Raw genomic sequence first — 20,929 nt, forward strand, 5'->3', positions numbered from 1 at the left:
TGTTTCCGGGAAACTCAGACGGATTGAGCTATTTTCGGCGCTTTACTGAGTGCTTATGTGGTCGTTGCTTTTTGTGGCCGCTATTTTTTGGGGAAGAATTTTTGGGAAGGAGGTGCTGCTCCAGGATCCGCCGTTGTTTCATGCGTTCAGATTGCCCACGGGCAACAAAAATAGGTTTTTCTGTGTCACGATGAAGACCGGTTACATACATGGCTGTAGCCAGTGTCCCCGGAGTTGGGGTGAAGTCTTGAAATTGTCTCAGTTCCAGGCCAAGCTTTTGCAGCGTTTTGGCCATATTTGCAGTGTGCGATTCTTTGCATCCCGGATGGGCCGAAATAATGTAGGGGCTGAAGTGGGCCTCTTTGTTAAGCTCACGGCTAAGAGTACGACCAAGTTCCAGGAATCTCACTAACTGTTCGCTGGATTCTTTGTGCATGATATCGAGAACTTCCTGCTCTGTGTGTTCCGGGGCGATTTTTAAAATACCCGGGGTGTGGGTACGGATGATCTCTTTAAACAGTTTTGGAGTCAGACAGAGGAGTTCCAGGCGTAGACCAGATGAAATAAAGACATTGCGAATCTCTGGCAGGGCTGCCACCTCTCGTAATACAGCAAGGAAGGCTTTTTCGTTCACCTCAAGATTTTTACAGACCTTTGGGTAGAGGCAGTCGTGCTTCTTACAGGAGCCGATTCGACAGGAAACGCCATAGAGGTTTGCGGTGGGGCCGCCTATGTCAGTGATGGTTCCTGCGAAATTTTTCATATTGCTGACAGCTTTAGCCTCACGAAGAAGAGACTCTTTGCTGCGACTGCTTATGGCAGGTCCCTGATGACGCGTGATAGCACAAAAAGAGCAGTTTCCGGAACATCCTCGAACTGCTGTGAGCGAGTGCTGGATCATTCTCGCTGCAGGAACATTCGGAAAGGCGGGGTGTTCACAGCGTGTATAAGGTAGCTCGTAAAGCTTATCCAGTTCCGGGGTGCTCAGTTGTGGCGGTTGTGGTTGCTGGATAATCCATGAGCTCTGCTGCCTTTGGATTAATTGTATGTCCCCATAGCTTCTTGCCTGGGCATCTATCGTTTTTTCAGCTCTGAGAAACAGGGCGTCATTTTGCTGAATCTCCTGCCAGGAAGGAAGGAAAATTCTCGACTTCTCGTCATGTTGGCGCTGCTGAAACACTTGGTCGCTGAGTCGTTCACAGGTTCCTGCAATAGATGAGAGATCAAGCCCCTTGTCCAGTCGCCTTGCAATCTCAAGAACTGCCTGTTCTCCCATGCCATAGACAAGCAAATCCGCCTTTGCATCACTGAGGAGCGATCCGCGGAGTTTCTTCTGTTTATAGTCGTAATGAATAAAACGACGCAGAGATGCTTCCACCCCACCAAGTATTACAGGAACATCTTTGTAGGCAGAACGGGCAAGATTGCTATACAGCATGGAGGCTCGATCCGGCCGTCGTCGTGAGGTCTTTTCTCTCTTTTTGTCAAACCAGGGATTGCCATCCGGGGAATAAGAATCTTTTTCCCGTACTTTGCCATTACCGGTGTAGTTGGCTACAACGGAATCGAGATTTCCCCCGGTAATACCAAAGAAAAGACGTGGTCTTCCAAACATTTTAAAATCGGTGTTGTCACTATATCGTGGCTGGGCAAGAATGGCCACGCGGTACCCCTTACTTTCCAGAAGTCTGCCAATGAGCGCAACTCCGAAAGAAGGATGGTCCACATACGCGTCTCCTGTGACGAGAACGATATCAAGTTCATGCCAGCCACGTGCGTCACATTCTTTTTTTGTGGCTGGTAAGGGTGAAATTGGGTCAGCTGGTTTCATAGTTGCTCCTATCTTAACTGTGCAAATAGCTTTGTGCAAACAGGATTATGATCCTTGCCTTGTTTCCTTGATCGGAACCCGTTAAACTGGTTCACATTAAAATTATTTTACCTACGAGGTGGCCATGAATATAGAGACATATCTGGAAGTTTTGAGAAAAGAGGTGGCAAACTACCAGGTACCGGTTGTGGATTTGATTGCGGTACAGACTAAAGATCCTTTCAAAGTACTGGTTGCGACAATTCTTTCAGCAAGAACCAAGGACGAGGTGACTGCTGAGGCGTCTGAGCGACTTTTTAAGCAGGGAGGGACCGTTGAGGATCTGGCAAAAATTGATGTAGCAACTCTTGAAAAGATTATTTTTCCGGTGGGTTTTTATAAAAATAAGGCAAAGTATCTTGCTGCCCTGCCAGATAAGCTGGCGGCTGATTTTGGCTCAAAGGTACCGAATACCATGGAGGGATTGTTAACCCTACCCGGGGTGGGCAGAAAAACTGCCAATCTTGTGCTTGCCCAGGCTTTCGGAATTCCAGCAATCTGCGTGGATACTCATGTACACAGAATTATGAATATATGGGGATATGTTGAGACTAAAACGCCCGAGCAGACCGAAATGGCCCTCCGTAAAAAACTACCTGAAAAATACTGGATACTGGTAAACTCCCTACTGGTAGCCTTTGGTCAGGGAACCTGCAGACCTGTGGGGCCTCACTGTGATCGGTGTGTACTCGCTGAAAGCTGTTTGCGTCGTGGGGTGAAACCAAGGAAACCCAGGAAAACCGGCAAAAGCAACGAGGTGCTTCGTCTTGTTTCCTGGAATGTGAACGGATTACGGGCAGTGTTTAAGAAAGGGTTTATGGAGAGCCTGGTGGAGATGGCCCCGGATGTCCTCGGTTTGCAGGAAATCAAGGCAACGGTTGAGCAGCTACCGACGGAACTGCAGAGTCTTCCAGGGTATCATAGTTTTTTCTACAGTGCTGATCGTAAGGGCTATTCAGGAGTTGTAACCTACACTAAAGAAAAACCCGAGAATGTTATAAGGGGGATTGGTGATAGCCGTTTTGACTCGGAAGGGCGGGTGTTAACTCTTGAATTTTCTAACTACTTTTTTATCAATTGTTATTTCCCAAATTCCAAACATGATTTAAGCAGGTTGGATTTTAAACATGATTTTAATGTGCGTCTTCAGGAGTTTGCAGAGGAGCTGGCTGTCATAAAATCGGTGGTGATTTGTGGGGACTTTAATGTGGCACATAAAGAGATTGATCTTGCCAATCCTCGTCAAAACCGGAAAAATGCAGGATTTACTCCAGAAGAGTGTGCGTGGATGGACGATTTTACTGCTGCCGGGTGGATTGATAGTTTTCGTATGAAAAATAAAGAACCTGATCAGTACTCGTGGTGGAGCTATCGGAGTCGCGCCCGGGAACGAAATATTGGCTGGAGAATTGATTATCACTGTGTGGACAAGAAAAGCAGGAAAAGAATTGTGGATGTAGATATCCTGCAACATATACATGGGTCCGATCACTGTCCAGTTGTACTTGATTTCACCCGCTAATTCAGATAGATTTAATGTTAGTGAAATGACTGGAAGTTTTACAATGGAGGGACAATGGCCACAACGCGCTCGCAGTACACCATACTCCTGGCTGATGATCATGCTCTGATACGTCATGGCATCAGAAATCTCATCAGTAATAACCCCGCCCTGAAAGTTGTCGGTGAGGTTAGCGATGGCGAAGAGTTGCTGGAATTTTTAAAGACTACTCAGCCCGAGCTCTTGATTCTTGATATTTCCATGCCAAAACTCACGGGAATTGAGGCTGTGAGTAGGGTTAAAAAATTATATCCAGACATTAAGATTCTGATGCTGACCATGCATAAGAATAAACAGTACTTTTATCACGCCATGTCTGCAGGGGCCGATGGCTATCTGATGAAAGAAGATTCAGATGAGGAACTGCTCCTTGCTATTAAACGAGTTCAGGACGGAAAATCCTACCTGTCCCCTTTCCTCTCTCAGGACTTTGCCGACGATGTGATATCTGCATATCGCAATAATAAGAGTTCTCCTTTTGAAACTCTCACTAGTAGAGAACGGGAAGTTCTTAATCTGGTCGTTGAAGGGCATACCAGTAAAGTTATGGCAACTATGCTCTGTTTAAGTCCGAGGACAATTGACCATCATCGAGCTAATTTGCTCAGGAAATTTGATATGAAGAATAGCGTCGATCTGGTCAACTTTGCTGTGCGTAACGGTTTTGTGACCCCGGGTGACTGAGCTGGTAGTACTCATTTGCTTTCTCATAAGTACGAAAAAAATGTTTCAGATAATATCGTCAACAATAATCGTTTCTTTGCCGAGGCTTTGGCGTATCTGCTGGCGCTGTCGAAGTTTGACTTGAGCATCATGTGGAAGCTCCGTCAACATGATGATATTTTTATTTACCAGCAAATTGATGAGGTCTTCTAATACTCGCATTCCCCCTACATCTGTTGATGCAAGGAGACGAATCAAGGAGTCGTTTGTTTTTTCATCTATTAGAAACTCGATAATTTCATCATCCACCGCTTCTTTCAGTTCCATTTCTGCTGTGTCGGCTTCACGTCGTATCGCAACGATTTTTCCTTTTTTACCTCTTTCCACATAAAACATCTTAGCACTCCTTTGTACCCGGATAGTCTACCATCAAAGCCGGTGGGTGACTGAAGCTAGATGGATTTCATCCCTTGCATTACCCTCTGCTCATGTTATCCCGAACAGAGTTACTTAGAAGAAAAAATGTATTGTGATATTTTATAGTCGATATATTTGACGCTTCAAACTCTATTATGATACCATATCATATTATTGTTAGGTGAAAAAAAGACAGTCTTGATCTGTTTGTTTTTGACGATATGCTATTGTCATAGGGGTTACCTAATCACACATATATACCGTTTTAGAGATTTTATGGATATAAATGACTGAACAGGAAAAATCGAATAATCCAGAAGAATGGCATATCATAGATGATAGTGACAACCAGGATGATCCCCTTCTTGACTGCCTTGAAATTCTGGCCAAAATATATGACCGTCCTATCTCCAGAACGGTATTGCGTGCTGGATTGCCCCTTGTCCATAATCGGTTGACGGTCGAACTTGTTTCACGGGCCACACGTCGAGCCGGTCTTTCCTCACGACTTCTCAAACGTCCTCTTGATCAGTTTAACACGCATGAATTACCCGCTATAGTGTTGCTGGATAATCGACGTGCCTGTGTAGTAATTAAAGCAGATTCAAGCGATGGCACTCTGGAAGTAATATGGCCGGAAAGTCAGGGGAGCCAGATTGTGTCCTGTGAAGAACTGGCTGACACATATACGGGATATTCAATTTTTGTCAAACCCAAATATCGTATTGACGATCGGGGAGTGAGTCATCCAAGGGATCGATCAAAAAACTGGTTCTGGGGGACTGTGCTGACTTCATGGCGGATTTACAGAGATGTCATTATCGCCTCCTTTCTGATTAATATTTTCGCTCTTGCTACCCCGTTTTTCTTGATCAATGCCTATGATAGAATCATTCCCAATCTCGCTTTTGAAACACTGTGGGTTCTTTCCGCCGGAGTTGCAGCTATTTATTTCTTTGAACTTATCCTGCGAGGATTACGCGCTTATTTTATTGATATGGCAGGAAAAAAATCCAACCTTGTTTTGTCGTCAATTCTGATGGAAAAAGTGTTCGGTCTTCGTCTGGAGGCTCGCCCGAAGTCCATTGGTTCGTTTACCAAGCAACTTCAGCAGTTTGAAAGCATACGGGATTTTATTACATCCTTTTCCATTACCGCCCTGGTAGACCTTCCCTTTGCCTTTCTCGCACTCTTGGCTCTCTGGTATGTTGGTGGACGTCTGGTGTTGGTTAGTGTCGTATGTATTGTACTTATTCTCATTTATGCATTTATTGTCCAGAGCCCTTTGAGAAAGTCCGTTGGGAAAACCCATAATGCAGAGTCCCAAAAAAATGCCATACTCGTAGAGGGCCTGTCAGGCATTGAAACCATAAAAATTTTAGGGGCCGAAAGTAAGATCCAGCGTGCCTGGGAAGATTCTGTGAGTTTTATAGCCACCTGGAGTGCACGTACCCGATTTCTCTCCGCGTCAGTCGGGCATGTCGCCCATTTCCTCCAGAATCTCTCTCTCGTTGCGATTATTATCTTCAGTGTCTATATGATCTCTTGGGGGGAAATGACCGGTGGAGGCCTTTTTGCCTGTATATTTCTCACTCGGCGTGCAACCTCGCCAATGACACAGGTCGTGAGTCTGATGACTCGTTTTCATCAAGCACGAAATTCTCTTCAGACTCTGAATAAAATAATGGAACTTCCGTCTGAGCGTCCTACAGAAAAAGTATTTTTACACCGGACGAGTTTCAACGGTGCCTTAACCCTCGAGAACCTTTCTTTTACCTATCCCGGCGACTCAACGGAAGTGCTGAGAAATATTAATTTGCAGATCAACCCTGGCGAGAAAGTAGGCATTATCGGCCCTATTGGTTCCGGCAAGACAACCCTTGGCAAACTCATTCTTGGACTCTATGAACCAAGCAAAGGAATGGTTGCAATGGATGGTACCGATATCCGACAGATTGATCCAGCAGAACTGCGGAATTTTATCGGCTATGTCTCGCAGGATGTAGTCCTTTTTAAGGGGAGTGTGCGTGATAATATCGTTCTCGGGACCAGCGATATTGATGACTCAACGGTCCTGCGTGCTGCCAAGATAGCTGGTGTGAGCAACTTTGTGGAAAAGAATCCGAAGGGTTATGATATGCCGGTGGAAGAGCAGGGGCGCAATCTTTCCGGCGGGCAAAGGCAAGCCATAGCTATAGCCAGAGCGATTCTTCTTGATCCCCCTGTTTTGCTCATGGATGAACCAACCAGCTCGATGGATAATAGAAGTGAATCAATGATACGGGATAATATGTTGGAGATTTTGCAGAATAAAACGACAATCATTATAACGCATCGCATATCATTATTGGAAATCGTTGACAGAATTGTAGTGATCAGCAATGAAACAATTGTGGCTGATGGAACCAAGCAGCATATTCTGGAGGCTCTGAAAAACGGCCAATTGTTGATATGAAAGAAAATTCTGAGATCTCAAAAAATCTGAAGACTTCTCACGGCAGGACCCCTCGCTCGGTGGAAAAGCAGAAAAAAGGCTTCTTTTTTCAACAACAGAACTCCGATGTTGATTTAATAACCGACATCCGCATGTCGCTCCTGGCTCAGTCTCCACGAGGTGGCAGTATTATCCTCTGGATAATAGTCATCGTGTTTTTTTGTGCTGTGGCCTGGGCATATGTGGCGGAAGTAGAGGAGGTAACCAGAGCAAGCGGAAGAGTTGTGCCTGCAAGGCAACTGCAGATCGTACAGAATCTTGAGGGCGGAATTCTCTCCGAGATTCTGGTGAATGTCGGTGATGTGGTGAAACAAGGTCAGCTCTTACTCCGTATTGACGAAAAGCGTTTTTCCGGACCGTACCGGGAAAGTCGATTTAATTATCTTGCGCTCAAAGCCCAGGTTGCACGATTACAGTCCGAGACATACTCCACACCGTTTGTGCTCCCGGAGGAAGTGATGGCTGAAAATCCTGAGGTAGGTAACCGGGAAAAGGAGTTATTTGAGTCACGAAAAAAGGAACTTGCCCAAACGCTAGGGGTGCTGGAGGAACAAAGTCGGCAACGTGAACAGGAAATCGTTGAACTTGAGGCTAAGATTGCTGAGCTGTCACGGACGCGCTATCTGCTTAAAAAGGAAATTAACATGACCCAACCTTTGGTAAAAGGTGGGGCTGTTTCGGAGGTGGAATTCCTGCGCCTGCAGCGTCAGGACAGTGAGATGCAGGGAGATATCATGGCTTCACAGCTCGCTCTTCCCAGAGCAAAGTCGAGACTTCTGGAGGCGCAGAAAGGAATAACTGAGGCAAAGCTCAGGTTCTCCAATAACGCCAAAAAGGAACTCAATGATGCCTATGCAAAACTTGAGGGACTTTCAGCTACCACCGTTGCCTTGGCCGATCGTCTGGACAGGACGGCTGTAGTCTCACCTGTCAGGGGAATAGTGAATCAAATTTTTATTAATACTGTTGGTGGTGTCATTCAACCGGGTATGAACTTGATTGAAATTGTTCCATTGGAGGATACTCTTCTGGTGGAAGCGAAGATCAAACCCTCGGATATCGCCTTTCTTAGCCCTAACCTGAAGGCCACTGTAAAGTTCACAGCCTATGATTTTACACTGTATGGTGGACTCGAAGCGAAAGTTGAGCATATCAGTGCTGATAGTATCGTCGATAAACAGGGAAACAGCTACTATCTGGTAAATGTCCGCACAACAAAAAATTATCTTGGAACTAAAAATGCCCCCTTACCTATTATTCCCGGAATGGTGGCCTCTGTTGATATTCTGACCGGAAAAAAACGCGTCCTTACCTATTTGATGAGGCCAATTCTTCGTGCTCAGAGCTTAGCTCTACGTGAGAGGTGATTTGTCAACACAGGAAAGACCTGAACTCAGGGTAGGTGGATATATATAACGTAGCCAGCAGTTACTTGATGTCTTCAACTTTGCCGAAATGTACAATAGCAAATTCTACGTAAGAGGTACTTTATGACAATCGTGACCTGCAGTGCAAACGCATCAACGCGAGAACGGTGGAGACAGATATTGCAGGGTGACCATCAGTTATTTGAGGTCTCTACCGTGGCGGAACTGAAAGACGTTGTTAAACATCAAGAGATAGAACTCATACTTCTTCACCGCTCTATGGTTGATATGAATCTTATCTCCAGTATAACGGAATCACGATGTTTTGTCCTCTCTGATATCCCGGATGATAATGAGGCAGTTCTGTTGCTCAAATCCGGTGCTGTGGGGTATGCGAATACGTATGTTTCTCCAGTTCGTCTTAAAGAGGCTGTTAATACAGCCATCAGCGGAAGGGTCTGGGTCGGGCAGAAACTGATGCAGAAAATCATTCGAGGCACCACTCAAGATATTGACCCAAAAAGTACGGAACCCCCTCCTGAACATAAACTTTCAGGCCGTGAATGGGAGGTTGCTTTGTTGGTCGGTCAAGGTATGTCAAATCTTGAAATCGCCGCCGAGTTGAATATCTCTGAGAGCACGGTGAAAGCACATATCGGCTCTATTTTTAAGAAAACAAATACCGAAAGCCGATTACAACTGGCACTGTATGTCAAGACACAAACTACCTAGGCTGCCCGTACCACAAGAGCCGTAGCATTTAATTTCGTAACGGCCTCTCTGGTAACGTATATTCTTTTTAGTCACTGGGAATTCATGGGAATTACTACCTATCTTTTTCACAAATCGAATGGTTTGGAAAAACAGAGATTTAATATGTTTTTCCTGGATATGGGAGAAAATATCCATTTCCATTACCGGGACCTTAGAATTGAGCTTTCTGTTGGCGAATTCAAGGAACTGGCAGAACTCTTCAAACTCTACTCCCAGGATGTCCTCAATGAAATTGAGGCAGGATATAAAGATGGTGTTCTGGCGAATACAAATGAGGCTGGTACGCTCAAGACCTTTTGGGACAAGGAGAAAAAACTTACTTTTCCTGTGAAGTATAATGAACAGCAACTGGCCATTGAAGAGACCAAAGATGGTTTTCATCTCCATATTAGAAACTATAAAATTCTCATGGGGAAAGACTCCTTTATTCTCCTTGTAAAGGCTATTGCTCCGATTTCTTCATTGTTGGAAAGTAATGATCTGAAACGGGACCCTGTTCAATTGCTGGCAGAAAACGAACTTGGCACAAAACTAATTTCACGATTTCAGACAGAAGGACATGAGGAAATCGTAATTGAGGTTGATAAAACCTACCGTAACAAAGCAGGGCAGGTGCTTAAGGCGCTTGGCTTTATTCAAGGAGTGGTAGAAAATAGTAGGGTGGCATATAACAAAGACAGTTCAACTGTTGTTCTTGTACCTCCCGGTTACGCCCCACAAGCTGCCGATATGGTCAGCACCGATACGTCGCTGGATCTGCCGGCTTTTCTCGCCAGGTATGGACATGACCTTGATACCACGGATCTTAATCAGCTTAAGCTTAAGATTCTCTCACTCTTGAAAATGGCCGAACAAGGTGGCATCAGACCTTTTCGTTTGCAGGATCTGTATATCAACAGAAGCTCGCTCAATCCGGCTGTTGATCTCTTTTGTCGCCTTGAGGGTATTGATCCCAAACAGGAAATTGATTCATTTAATAAATTGCTCGGTACAAATAAATTATTCATGATCAAACCAGAAAAGGAGCTCTTTCCCCCCGAGAAGCAGGATCAGATTTTCGATGCTTTTTTTGACTTTGTTATGCAAAAGCTTGCTCCTCATGAATGTGTGCGCAAAATATATGTCCTGGGTTCCTCAACGAATCGTCGATCCGGTTGTTATAAGGTACCCTTTGTTCATTTTGACTGGGCAAAGATCAACTCGGATTTTGACATCTATATCGAGCTGGATCCGGATTATGAGGGTACTCTTCCTGAGGAATGGGACAAGAAGTTTTATTGGGATCGTGCTGGTTGCGATTATTACCATTTTGGTGATGTCGGTGATGGAATGATATCTGAGTATGCTCAACGATATCCTGGTATCCGCTTTTATGAGCAGCTTGTTGAAGGCTATCTGTTTCATCCCTCGACAGGTGACAAATCCAAAAAGGATAAGTGGTTTGGTGAAGTAAAAGCTCGTTGTATTTTCTCACGAGACAGGATTGCCGAATGGGTGAATCAGAACTATGAAATCACAGTTCATGAGACGGAGCGGTTTAATGTAGCATCATTTAACCGAGTCTATCATATTTTTTCTCCTTCGGAAGAATATGTTCTAAAAGTATATGATTCCAAATACCTGAATAAGAAAAATAAAAAGAAGATCGCCTACGAGATTGGTGTTTTGGATTCATTGAAAGAGTCTGGTCTGGAAGTTGCTCTTCCGTTGAAAAATAAAGCAGGAAAATATATCAGTCAAAAAGATAAGGAGCAGGCAGTGCTCTTTACTTTTGTTCCTGGTAAATATGTGGCGAAACCGACTCTGGAAGAGAATATGCTTGCCGGGAATTTGCTGGCGCGTTTCCATAATGAGGCGAAGCGTTATAAAACAAAGTATGCGAAAGTGTACAGCAACAAACAGCTCCTCTTTTACTGGCTCGATTCCTGGCAGGAATACCATGATCAGGGAGGAATCGTAGGAACTGATATCTCTCTGGATATTCCGTACTACACTAAACGTCTGCGAAATTTCAATACTTTCCCGACTCACTGTCATGGCGATTTATCCATTATTAATTATCTCTTTCGCGATGGAAAATGCTGGCTGATCGATTTCCAGAGTGTCGGTTATGGACCTGCTCTCATCGATTTGGCAAACGGAATGGTTGAATTTTCTGCCCAGAAAAGGGACTTTTATATGGAGAATCTTGAATCCTTCAAAAAGGGTTATGAGAATGTTCGAAAACTATCACGCGCAGAGAACGATTTCCTTACTGATCTTTTAGTCATCCAAATTGCCGTCAGGCAGGCAAAGCTGTTACGTTTACACTATGGAGGGTTTGGCTATGAATTGAAAGAAGACAGGATCCTTGGATTGCGAATGGGTATCGAAAAATTACTAGCTTTGACCGACTCTTGTGGGGAATGAAGTATCTGAATGGAGATATTCTTTTTATTGTTGTTTGCGTCCTGGGAACGTATTGGAATATTGAATAATGGCGTGACTGCCCGATTAAAAGATACAGAAAGTATTCAACATTCGGCCAGTCTGTTATCGAGATTGTGCCAACGTGGAGTAGAGGTGTAGATCCAGTGAAGAGGTTACTCTCGTTACTTTTATTATTCTTGTGCTGCTGCAGTTCAGATGAAGCTGGTAATGACTCCCCATCCACCAGTGTTTCTCGCGAGGTGGATCTTTTCCCATCAACGCTTGTGGAAAGTTCTGGACTTTATGAGCGAGTGCTCAATTCTAAAATGGAACCCTCCCAGATTCGTTTTATGGCCAAAGATGGTCATACACTTACAGCTTATACATATCGCGCCACAGAATTCTCTGTCAGCGATGGACCAATAGTCTTTATTATACATGGTGCTTCTAGAAATGCGATTGATTACCTGCGTAGATTTATGCCAATTGCTGAACGATACGGAGCCCTCGCAATAGCACCCGAGTTTCCTGAATCGATCTACGGTCCAGGTTCTGATCGCTTCACTCTTGCCGTCGGGAGTAGAAAGCCGCCCTATACTCGTACCTACAAAGCCAGAGAGTGGCGCACGCGTGATGACTATCTTTACAGTGAGATTGAACATCTGTTTGAAGCTGTCAAACGGGAATTAAACAGCGGAGAGCCAACCTATCGTATCTGGGGACACAGCGCCGGTGGGCAATTTGTTCATCGTCTGGTGACTTTTCGTTCCGATGCCAGGGTTGCTTCGGCGGTTGCGGTTAACGCCGGTTTCTACACTTTGCCGGCTTACGGCAGCGGTTCTGATCCCAATTTCTTTATGCCCTATGGACTTCAGGGCACTCCATTAAATGCTTACGATGTCAAGCGGTTGCTTGAGGCTCCACTGGTGGTGATGGTGGGTGAGTTAGACACAAAGACTGGTAAAGAATCCAGGACCGTTCGCGATTCAAGGTATGCTAATTTTCAGGGGTTTAATAGACGGCAGCGAGCAGAGTTTTATTTTCGAATGGGTGAAAGGGAAGCGCGCCGCCTTGGCCTCGATTTTGGGTGGCGCTTTGCTGTGGTACCTGGGGCTGGACACAACTCCCGCAAGGTTGGCCCTTCAGCGGCTTGGTTTTTGTTTAATCCACCCGATGCTATTCCCTGTGTATCTACCCCCGCTGAGAATGCCAGAGGTCTGGTGATTAACGAAATTTATGGCGACCCAGCTGGTGGTGTCGCTGGAGATGCAAATAATGATGGTTTACGTGATGCACAAGAGGATGAGTTTGTTGAATTGGTTAACACCTCTGATCACGATATTTGTCTGAGTGGGTGGTACCTTGGCGATGCGTCTACCCCTGCGCGCCACCGCTTCCCCGTTGGCAGCCTCTTGCCCAAAGGAAAGGCGTTGGTAGTGTTTGGCGGGGGGGTTCCAACCGGGAAGTTTGGTGATGCTGAAATACAGACAGCAGTGTCGGCCGGTGAGCTGAATTTGAATAACGCTGGCGACATTCTGTCGCTGTCGGACTCGCACGGAAATTCGTATCAACAGCTTTCCTGGGGTGATTGTGGTGGCAAGCAGTGTGCAGGAGAATACCTCTCTCATGCTATCAATAGCAACCAGTCTCTCAGTCGCTGGCCAGATGTAAATGGTCCTTTTGTGCCCCATGGTAACATTTCAGGCGGTGCATTGTACTCACCCGGAACGAAGGTAGATGGGACATCTTTTGACTGACCATCATCAACTATAGCAGTTGACGGTATCGCCAAAAGATAAGGAGTAAGAAGCAGCATTTCTTTTTTAACGCTTCCGGGGGAATACAATTTAGCTTGAAACGCGTAATATACTGCCGTTGAGGTAATTGGGTAAAGATGATTAGTGCAAGAGGAAATCGAACCAAAATAGCAGTGTTTAACGATGAAATTTATGATTCCAGTCTTGAGCACGATCTGATAACAGAAGGTTTTTTTGCTGTGGCAATCAAGGATCCAAAACTTTCTGATATAAATGGACACCCTGATTTTATTTTGGCACCGGAATGGATTCGGTGGCTGATGCCAACACCAGAAACATCTGAGATGTGGATTACGAATCTTGGATCCAGCCATGATCGATACAAATTAAGGAAAAAACTGAAAACCAGTCATGCTCAAAGCGGTGACGTTCGTGTTGATATAGCTCCTTTGTCTGTGGATGATTATAAGATCTGGTATGAGAGTTTATACCTCCCTGAAATAGGAGAAAAAGCTGGAGCAATTTTGTTTTGGCCTGCGCCCGAATCCTTGTCAAAAAAAGTGAGAGTGAGACCATCAGGAGAGGTCGCTAATTATTTCAGGATTTTTATGTATCATAAGGATGGGAGTTTCATTGGTGGCTCACTCTGGTTTATTTCTCATCCCCAAAGCATTTTGATTATTGCAGCTACAGCCTTTAAGCAGAAGGCCCGTGCAAAATACGAATTATCAATTCGTGGAATGGACGAGTCTCTAACTTTTGCCATCTCGCATGGCTTGAAGTGGATGAGTTACGGTACCGATCCGAACCTTTATGGTGTCGATTTCAGTCTTGGTTTGCAAATGTTTAAAGCAAGCATCGGCATGAAACCCGTCTTTCCAAGATATGGATCCTTTCAGCTTATTAAAGTTATAGACAAAACCTTGAGCCGAATTGATTCTGCAAATAGCGAAAAGCCTTCTGTTCTCATTTTTGCAATTGGCGGAAATAATGTATCAGACAGAATTCTGAACTATCAACACCTGCCACCACTGACCCCAAAGAGAAACTTTGATCTATTGTGGAATCGAGATTTTGGTCTAACGCCCGTTCGGTTTGTGGTCCATCCTCAAACTCCCGCTGTTAAAGTTCCCAATGGGATGATTCTTCAGGATATTATTTTATAGATGTTTACTGCTGTTGAGGTAATTGAATCAAGATGATTATTGCAAGAGGAAACAGAACTAAAATAGCAGTGTTTCGCGATGAAAATTATGATTCCAACCTTGATCACAATTTGATAACAGATGGCTTTTTTGCTGTGGCAATCAAGGATCCAAAACTTTCTGATATAAATGGACACCCGGATTTTATTTTGGCACCAGAATGGATTCGGTGGCTGATGCCAACACCAGAAACGTCTGAGATGTGGCTCACGAGTCTTGGATCCAGCCACGATCGATACAAGTTAAGGAAAAAACTGAAAGCCAGTCATGCTCAAAGCAGTGACATTAGCGTCGAGATAGCTCCTTTATCTGTAAATGATTACAAAATCTGGTATGAGAAGTTGTATCTCACTGAAATTGGGGGAAAAGAAGGTGCAATTCTGTTTTGGCCAAAGCCAGAAGCCTTATCAAAAAAAGTGACAGTGACACCATCAGGAGAGGTCGCTGATTTTTTTCGGATCTTTATGTATCACAAGGACGGAGGTTTTATTGGTGGAGCTCTTTGGTCTATTTCTCATAGCGAAAACAGTTTGACTACAAGAGCTGCAGCTTTTGAGAAAAAGGCCCGCACAAAATACGAATTAGCGGTTCGCGGAATGGAAGAGGCTCTATCTTTTGCCATCTCACAAGGGTTGAAGTGGATGAGTTATGGTACCGATCCAAACCTCTATGGTGTCGATTTTAGTCTTGGTTTGCAAAGGTTTAAAGCAAGTATCGGCATGAAACCTGTCCTGGCCAGAGTCGGATCCATTCGGCTCATTAAGATCCTGAATAAAAATTTAAGCCAGATTCATGCGGTTGATGGGGAAAAGCCATCCACTCTCATATTTGCACTCGGTGGAAACGACGTGTCGAAGAGAATTATGGCCTATCACGATCTGCCACCACGAAAAAAAAGAAGAAACATGGATCTTATGTGGAATCAGGATATTGGCCTGACTCCTGTCCGTTTTGTGGCCCATCCTCAAACTCCCGTTGTTAATGTGCCCAAAGGGATGATACTTCAGGACATTCTCCTTTAGATGACACAGCATGGACAGTGTTAATGATCTCAATTCCTTTTTTGATAAAATGCAGCCCTGAATTGAAGATCTGATCTCCGGGCCAACACATGGAGAGATAAAAGGATTCCTGATTACCACTGATCCTCAGCTTACCCGCCTGAGGAGGAGTTGTTTCGTGTTGATTATATGGGCATCTGCGGCCTGGACGGCCGCAGCAGAGCCCCCAGGGATGGGTTTATGGCGTCTCATATAATCGACACGGAACAGCTCCGGGTTGCAAAGCTGAGTTTCGATGGTACTCAGGAAAGGATTTATAATACTGAATTTAATAATAATGGCAGAGGATAATTAATGGATCAGGAAAAGACAGGTGCTTTGAGTGGACTGAGACACTTTGGCCTGACTGACTTTCAGCTCTATAAGGAAGCATTAGCTCAAGTAAACAGAATTTGCTGGCATCAATACTTCCCCTACCTGTATTTTCGATATGGAGATTTACTGATTTCCGAGATAGATGGTTCTGTTTGTCTTTTTTACAAGCAGAATCGAGCGAACAGGGATCCAAAACTTTACTTATATTTTCTCCCTATGCCCATGAATGAGAATGTTCTCAAACTTTGCCTGGAGAGAGTAAGAACATTTAATAATACGAAAAGGGCCGTAATTTATCGAGTGGATGAGCAAGATATCGAAAAACTTGAACATCTGGGGACTGATGTGAAAACCTTCCCCTTGGAGCGGGAATACGTCTATGATCCTAAGAACTACCATTCTCTGTCAGGAACCAAAAAACATAAAATACGACAAGACGTCGCGAGGATCAGGGGCATGGATGGTGTGGAAGTCAGGGCCTTTGAAGAAGGGGATGTCAAGGGCTGTATTGCTTTAATGGACGAATGGGCAGTTATACAACAGAACAAGTATGAAGGACGGGTTGCACCTCGAGGCTTTGCCCGAAGATGTGTACGCAACAGCACTCTTTTTGAAAAAAAGGATTTGTTTGGGCTGGTTGTTCTCATAGATGGAACAATTCGCTCTGTCGGGTTTGCTGGTGAAATCAGACCCGGACTGGCGAATCTGTTTATAACCTATTCCGACCACAGGTATTACGGATTAAATAGATTTTTGTTTTATCATTTGATGTTACAACTGGATACTTATGAACTTGTGAATTATGCAGGTGCCTCGACCCCGGGCCTGGAATTTGCGAAAGAGTCGCTCCGCCCGGTTTTAAAACATGGTTCATATAGAGTTCATGTGATCAAATAGTTTTCTTACAAGGGGCTCCTTCAACAACCTGTTCTAATGTGGCATGGTAACTTTTACAGAGGCAGTTTGATGTAAAATCGTGTTTCCTCATTGCTCTCTTCCTTGTCGCATTTGACGTCATTGGAGAAACGAACAGAATCAGAATAACGACAACTCAATAATGCGACCACTTCTTTAAACTCTCTCTCTGTTACAAAACGTGTTTGATAATCTGTTTTACGGTTATCTGTGACAATTGGATATAAATGTAAACTTTTATGGAATGCTCCGGAGAGTGTGTCGACACGCAGCTTCGCTATAGCGCTGTAAGGAGGCGCATCGAGCTTGCCATATCGCCCCTTGGAATTAAACATAAAATTACCGATACTATAAATAAGCCACTGATTGTCATGCTTTTCAATCTCTTGTATCATATGTGCCCCATGCCCGAGAATCAGATCCGCCCCCTCTTTTAACATGCGCTCCGCCAGTCTTGCCTGGCGATCGCTACGCCATTTGTAATTTGGCCCCCAATGGGGGAACAATACAACAAAGGTATTAGCATATTCTTTTCTGACACGCTTAATCTCATTGCGTACACGTTTAAACGAAATCGGGTTCAAACCCCGATCTTTTTCTGAGGCATACATTTTGAATGAATCCTTCTTACGGGAGGGACCGGCATACATTGATATCATTGCCAATGTAAATACTTTTCCATCTATTTGACTCTGTGCAATAAATGCTTCACCGGCTTCGTCAATAGTTGCACCACCACCAAAATATGTAATTCCAGCTTCTTCCAAACTGTGTAATGTCTGGTAGAAACCTTCTTCCCCAAAATCAAACATATGATTATTGGCGAGTCCTACCGTACTGATATTATTTGCAAGTAAATGACGAGGTGTTTGTTTTATATCCCCCCAGTGTACCCATGACTTTTGGCCTGCAAACGGAGAAACTTTCAAGTCGGTAAGAGGTGTTTCGAGATTTGCAACAACCAGATCGGCCTCTTCCAGCATATTCCGGACCTTGGCCAGCGGGGCATCGTACCCTCTTGCTTTAAGAATGTTTTCCTCCCCATAGCTTTCGTACTGAGCTTGATAATTTTCTCCAAAAGCTGTATCGCCTACAAAGACAACCTCAAACGCGGAAGGGGTATGCAATTCATTTATTGTCCGGAATGGGGGCGTTCTCTTCTTTTGTTGCTGTTTATATTGACTTTGTGAGCGTTTTTCCTGTGCTTCATTCATCACCAAACTTTTTTTCCTGATGTTTTTACCTGTCTTTTTAATGGCAGATAAAATCATCTCGAGATTGGCAGTGGAGCGCCTCGACCCCTTCACCCAGAGAATATCGCTACCGTGCATTTCCTTCACTACCGCCTTAGCAATATGCTCAGGATCCTCACTGTGTTCTCCTTCCATCGTTTTAGGAAGAGCGTCCCACAAGCCCTCCAGATCACGGCCTACGGTGAACAACACATTGACCTGGGCATCTATGACATGCGGTGCTAAAGCCGCATGGAGCTGCGCTGAAGTATCGCCAAGCTCTTTTATCTCACCCATGATGGCAATACGTCTACCGCCTTTACGTGGTTTTTTAAGTCCCAGTACTGCTAATCCTGCCTCTACAGAGGCAGGATTAGCACTGAAGGTGTCATCGATGAGTGTAATATCTCCACTGGCCAGCTCAACTGTATATTTTTCGTTATGACGGCTGAGAACGGGTGCCTTTTTAATATCTTCAGCAGCCTTTATCCAGTCTCCGCCGGCAGCATGAACGGCAGCCAAGGCACCGAGACAATTCATGATACTATGCGTACCGGGCTGGTTCACATGAAATGATATCTCTTGTTTATGGAAAATAACCCTTACATCACTTGACTCACTATGCAAAGAATAGTCGATTATTTTCATGTCGGCATCTTCATGTGTGCCGAAGGTGATAATGTTCTTGACGTTCGCGGCTTTTGCATTGGTCAACTGCCGATCAAACAACGTAGCATCATGGTTAAGCACGACAATGCCTTCCGGTTGTAAGGATTTGAATAGCAGGCACTTCTGGTCGGTTAACTTTTCCAAAGTCCCGTAAAATTGCAGATGATCAGAATGGATATTGGTGATCATGGCTATGTCTGGTCTGATAATGCTAGCCTTCTTCTCAGTCACATTTGGCAGATCAACGGAAAACTCATAGACACCAAAACGCATATCAGGTGGTGTCTCTGCGAGCATCAGCGGTACCCCCGGTCCGTGGTTGTAGTTCTTACGGCTTCCCTTTGTCGTACCCTGCTGACACAATAAGAAACGGGTAATCTCTTTTGTCGTTGATTTCCCGGCACTGCCTGTAATTGCTACGACCGTGCCACGTATCCTGTTACGTGCCGCCTCTCCCAGTGCGTCGAGCGCCTCCCTGGTATTTTTAACCAGAAGCACCGGGTTGTCGCTTCTGTAGTTTGCAGGTAATTGCCCCGCAACAACCACTGCCGCATGTTTATTGTCGAAAAATGTCTGAATGATTTCGTTGGTATTTTTATATGCAGATGAACGCCAAGTCTTCGGTTCCGTGGTAATTACCACATCCCCTGGCTCAACCTGTCCTGCATAATAGTTGACTCCTGTAACATGCAAGTCTTCGGGAACCTGTCCAACCCATTGACCACCCATAATTGACTGCAGTTCCTGTGCGCTCCATAGTACTGACTTTGTTGCATCTGTGTCAGGTCGCATTAATCCGATCCTATTTTTTAGCGTTCGAAATCAATCAGTATTGTTTGATGAATTGACGAAACTTACAACTCGAGACCAAGTCGAGAAAAATGTAAGAATGAGGAAATGTTGTGCTGAATATAATCAATTCTAACTTCATTCTTACGCCGATCATGGCCTCCCCTGACAAAAGAACCATCTGGGAGGCGGAAACCCAACTGTTTGTTTAGGTTGTATTTGATCTGTTCAATGCACCTTTCACATAACGTTTTATCATCGATAGTATCTGGTCGTTTCAGACGTAAAAAAGCCAGCAGACCTTCTGATCGGCAGGCTATCGGGGTACTTCTTTCCCATGAGAGGTATTCGGGATTGTCGAGTATATGGAGTACTATTTTTTCGGCATGGTGATAGTAGAGAGAAGACACTTCATAATTTGACAGGAGCTCAAGAAAATAAAGCATCCAGTGAGATTGTTCTTTCACCCCATAATCCTCGGGCGCGAGTTCATTCTCAATTTTCCGCACGGCATCATACCAATACTTCTGTTGTGTTAGCCTGTATAGGGCCACCAGCGCAAATAGTGCTTCACCGGTATAATACATCGAGTGAAATTTGGATATTTTTCCTGACTTAAAATATCGTTTATGAACTAACCCGTTGTTCTCCATCCGTTGATCTACCATAAACTGTGCAAGTCGCTCAGCAATAGTCAAGAGGAAAGGATCCTGAGTTGTTTCGAATAAAGAGACCAGAGCCAGGGTGGAAAGGGCATTTCCCCCAAGCTTGATGGTATTGTTTTCACAGATACAAGCGTTGTTGTAGCTACGGTAAAATCTCAAATAGGTGTCAAGGAGATAATGTGTAGCTTGACGACAACAGTCTAAAATTTTTTTATCAGAAACATCACGATAAACGTCAAGCATTGCCCAGACAGCTCCTGCATGACGGAGGACATTGTAACCTTTTAGAGGGCGGGCCTCCTGTGAATCATACCTGTATTTAAAGCTGCCATTTTTCTGAATCAAGTTTGCAAGGCATGCCGCTCCGGTATGTGCAATCTCAAGTGTATCCATTTGTGAAAGCCTTTTTATAGAAGAACGGTAAATAACTGCTTTACGGGCAACTGAAAAATGATTTTTTATCTAACGATTCCTTACTTAAACCTAAATACCTGCTGTGTTGCCGGGGGTTATTTTCTCGGTTCCATTAATGTGAGAATGACACTGGTCCGGTCTTCTGGGTTAGGCATACCTCCTGGGTTGAACCATCTGTCCAGCAACAGGTAAGGGCCTCTGTCTCCCTTTAGAATCGCTCCCACATTCTGCCACCTGGTCTTCTCGTTACCTTCATGGTCTTCGTAAGTACCAAGCGGAATTGCAACATCATACATTTTCTTGGACATTCCCGTATCTCCTTTGAGAATAGTGTTTGTTTAGACTGGAAGCT

General features: G+C 44.5%; 15 protein-coding genes. 10 read left to right on the forward strand and 5 right to left on the reverse strand.

Annotated elements, in window-relative coordinates:
* Positions 1-28: 28 nt before the first annotated feature.
* On the reverse strand, positions 29-1,831 hold the full coding sequence (locus UWK_RS08555) for a YgiQ family radical SAM protein (RefSeq protein ID WP_015403971.1): 1,803 nt from the start codon (positions 1,829-1,831) through the stop codon (positions 29-31).
* Between the two features lie 124 nt (positions 1,832-1,955).
* On the opposite strand from UWK_RS08555, the gene UWK_RS18985 reads away from it, so the two are divergent.
* Positions 1,956-3,392, forward strand: coding sequence for an exodeoxyribonuclease III (locus UWK_RS18985; protein WP_015403972.1), 1,437 nt, complete (start codon positions 1,956-1,958; stop codon positions 3,390-3,392).
* 54 nt (positions 3,393-3,446) lie between these two features.
* On the forward strand, positions 3,447-4,115 hold the full coding sequence (locus UWK_RS08570) for a response regulator (RefSeq protein ID WP_015403973.1): 669 nt from the start codon (positions 3,447-3,449) through the stop codon (positions 4,113-4,115).
* Between the two features lie 45 nt (positions 4,116-4,160).
* On the opposite strand, the gene UWK_RS08575 is transcribed toward UWK_RS08570, so the two are convergent.
* Positions 4,161-4,490 (reverse strand): hypothetical protein, encoded by a 330-nt coding sequence (locus tag UWK_RS08575; protein ID WP_015403974.1) that lies wholly within the window; start codon positions 4,488-4,490, stop codon positions 4,161-4,163.
* A 307-nt stretch (positions 4,491-4,797) separates the two neighbouring features.
* Here UWK_RS08575 and UWK_RS08580 point away from each other — a divergent pair, with 307 nt between their 5' ends.
* The 8 genes from UWK_RS08580 (at position 4,798) to UWK_RS08615 (ending at position 16,790) form a co-directional block, all read left to right on the forward strand.
* Positions 4,798-6,966 carry a type I secretion system permease/ATPase gene (locus tag UWK_RS08580; RefSeq protein WP_015403975.1) on the forward strand — a complete coding sequence of 723 codons (2,169 nt, stop codon included), beginning with the start codon at positions 4,798-4,800 and terminating at the stop codon, positions 6,964-6,966.
* 59 nt (positions 6,967-7,025) lie between these two features.
* Positions 7,026-8,372: an HlyD family type I secretion periplasmic adaptor subunit gene (locus tag UWK_RS08585; RefSeq protein ID WP_208598493.1), complete on the forward strand. Its 1,347-nt coding sequence runs from the start codon at positions 7,026-7,028 to the stop codon at positions 8,370-8,372.
* A gap of 123 nt (positions 8,373-8,495) precedes the next feature.
* The gene (locus tag UWK_RS08590; protein ID WP_015403977.1) at positions 8,496-9,104 is read left to right on the forward strand and encodes a response regulator transcription factor; all 609 of its coding nucleotides are present in this window, start codon (positions 8,496-8,498) and stop codon (positions 9,102-9,104) included.
* A gap of 84 nt (positions 9,105-9,188) precedes the next feature.
* Complete coding sequence (locus tag UWK_RS08595; RefSeq protein WP_015403978.1) at positions 9,189-11,555, forward strand: phosphotransferase; 2,367 nt, start codon at positions 9,189-9,191, stop codon at positions 11,553-11,555.
* A 164-nt stretch (positions 11,556-11,719) separates the two neighbouring features.
* Positions 11,720-13,312, forward strand: a complete 1,593-nt coding sequence (locus UWK_RS18435; RefSeq protein WP_015403979.1) for a lamin tail domain-containing protein — start codon at positions 11,720-11,722, stop codon at positions 13,310-13,312.
* Between the two features lie 137 nt (positions 13,313-13,449).
* Positions 13,450-14,478, forward strand: a complete 1,029-nt coding sequence (locus UWK_RS08605; protein WP_015403980.1) for a hypothetical protein — start codon at positions 13,450-13,452, stop codon at positions 14,476-14,478.
* A gap of 32 nt (positions 14,479-14,510) precedes the next feature.
* On the forward strand, positions 14,511-15,539 hold the full coding sequence (locus UWK_RS08610) for a hypothetical protein (RefSeq protein ID WP_015403981.1): 1,029 nt from the start codon (positions 14,511-14,513) through the stop codon (positions 15,537-15,539).
* 333 nt (positions 15,540-15,872) lie between these two features.
* On the forward strand, positions 15,873-16,790 hold the full coding sequence (locus tag UWK_RS08615) for a phosphatidylglycerol lysyltransferase domain-containing protein (protein WP_015403982.1): 918 nt from the start codon (positions 15,873-15,875) through the stop codon (positions 16,788-16,790).
* Between the two features lie 53 nt (positions 16,791-16,843).
* On the opposite strand, the gene UWK_RS08620 is transcribed toward UWK_RS08615, so the two are convergent.
* The 3 genes from UWK_RS08620 to UWK_RS08630 all read right to left on the reverse strand — a co-directional run bounded on the left by UWK_RS08620 (position 16,844) and on the right by UWK_RS08630 (position 20,885).
* Positions 16,844-19,438, reverse strand: coding sequence for a CapA family protein (locus UWK_RS08620; protein WP_041916367.1), 2,595 nt, complete (start codon positions 19,436-19,438; stop codon positions 16,844-16,846).
* Positions 19,439-19,563: 125 nt separating this feature from the next.
* Positions 19,564-20,556 carry a hypothetical protein gene (locus UWK_RS08625; protein WP_015403984.1) on the reverse strand — a complete coding sequence of 331 codons (993 nt, stop codon included), beginning with the start codon at positions 20,554-20,556 and terminating at the stop codon, positions 19,564-19,566.
* Positions 20,557-20,672: 116 nt separating this feature from the next.
* The gene (locus tag UWK_RS08630) at positions 20,673-20,885 is read right to left on the reverse strand and encodes a hypothetical protein (protein WP_015403985.1); all 213 of its coding nucleotides are present in this window, start codon (positions 20,883-20,885) and stop codon (positions 20,673-20,675) included.
* Positions 20,886-20,929: the final 44 nt, after the last annotated feature.

It is taken from the genome of Desulfocapsa sulfexigens DSM 10523 (genome assembly GCF_000341395.1).
Classification (GTDB): Bacteria; Desulfobacterota; Desulfobulbia; order Desulfobulbales; family Desulfocapsaceae; genus Desulfocapsa; species Desulfocapsa sulfexigens.

Coding starts and splice junctions, on each gene's coding strand:
- UWK_RS08555 (WP_015403971.1), bottom strand. CDS start 1,831: ATGAAACCAGCTGACCCAATTTCACCCTTACCAGCCACAAAAAAAGAA.
- UWK_RS18985 (WP_015403972.1), top strand. CDS start 1,956: ATGAATATAGAGACATATCTGGAAGTTTTGAGAAAAGAGGTGGCAAAC.
- UWK_RS08570 (WP_015403973.1), top strand. CDS start 3,447: ATGGCCACAACGCGCTCGCAGTACACCATACTCCTGGCTGATGATCAT.
- UWK_RS08575 (WP_015403974.1), bottom strand. CDS start 4,490: ATGTTTTATGTGGAAAGAGGTAAAAAAGGAAAAATCGTTGCGATACGA.
- UWK_RS08580 (WP_015403975.1), top strand. CDS start 4,798: ATGACTGAACAGGAAAAATCGAATAATCCAGAAGAATGGCATATCATA.
- UWK_RS08590 (WP_015403977.1), top strand. CDS start 8,496: ATGACAATCGTGACCTGCAGTGCAAACGCATCAACGCGAGAACGGTGG.
- UWK_RS08595 (WP_015403978.1), top strand. CDS start 9,189: ATGGGAATTACTACCTATCTTTTTCACAAATCGAATGGTTTGGAAAAA.
- UWK_RS08605 (WP_015403980.1), top strand. CDS start 13,450: ATGATTAGTGCAAGAGGAAATCGAACCAAAATAGCAGTGTTTAACGAT.
- UWK_RS08610 (WP_015403981.1), top strand. CDS start 14,511: ATGATTATTGCAAGAGGAAACAGAACTAAAATAGCAGTGTTTCGCGAT.
- UWK_RS08615 (WP_015403982.1), top strand. CDS start 15,873: ATGGATCAGGAAAAGACAGGTGCTTTGAGTGGACTGAGACACTTTGGC.
- UWK_RS08620 (WP_041916367.1), bottom strand. CDS start 19,438: ATGGGTGGTCAATGGGTTGGACAGGTTCCCGAAGACTTGCATGTTACA.
- UWK_RS08625 (WP_015403984.1), bottom strand. CDS start 20,556: ATGGATACACTTGAGATTGCACATACCGGAGCGGCATGCCTTGCAAAC.
- UWK_RS08630 (WP_015403985.1), bottom strand. CDS start 20,885: ATGTCCAAGAAAATGTATGATGTTGCAATTCCGCTTGGTACTTACGAA.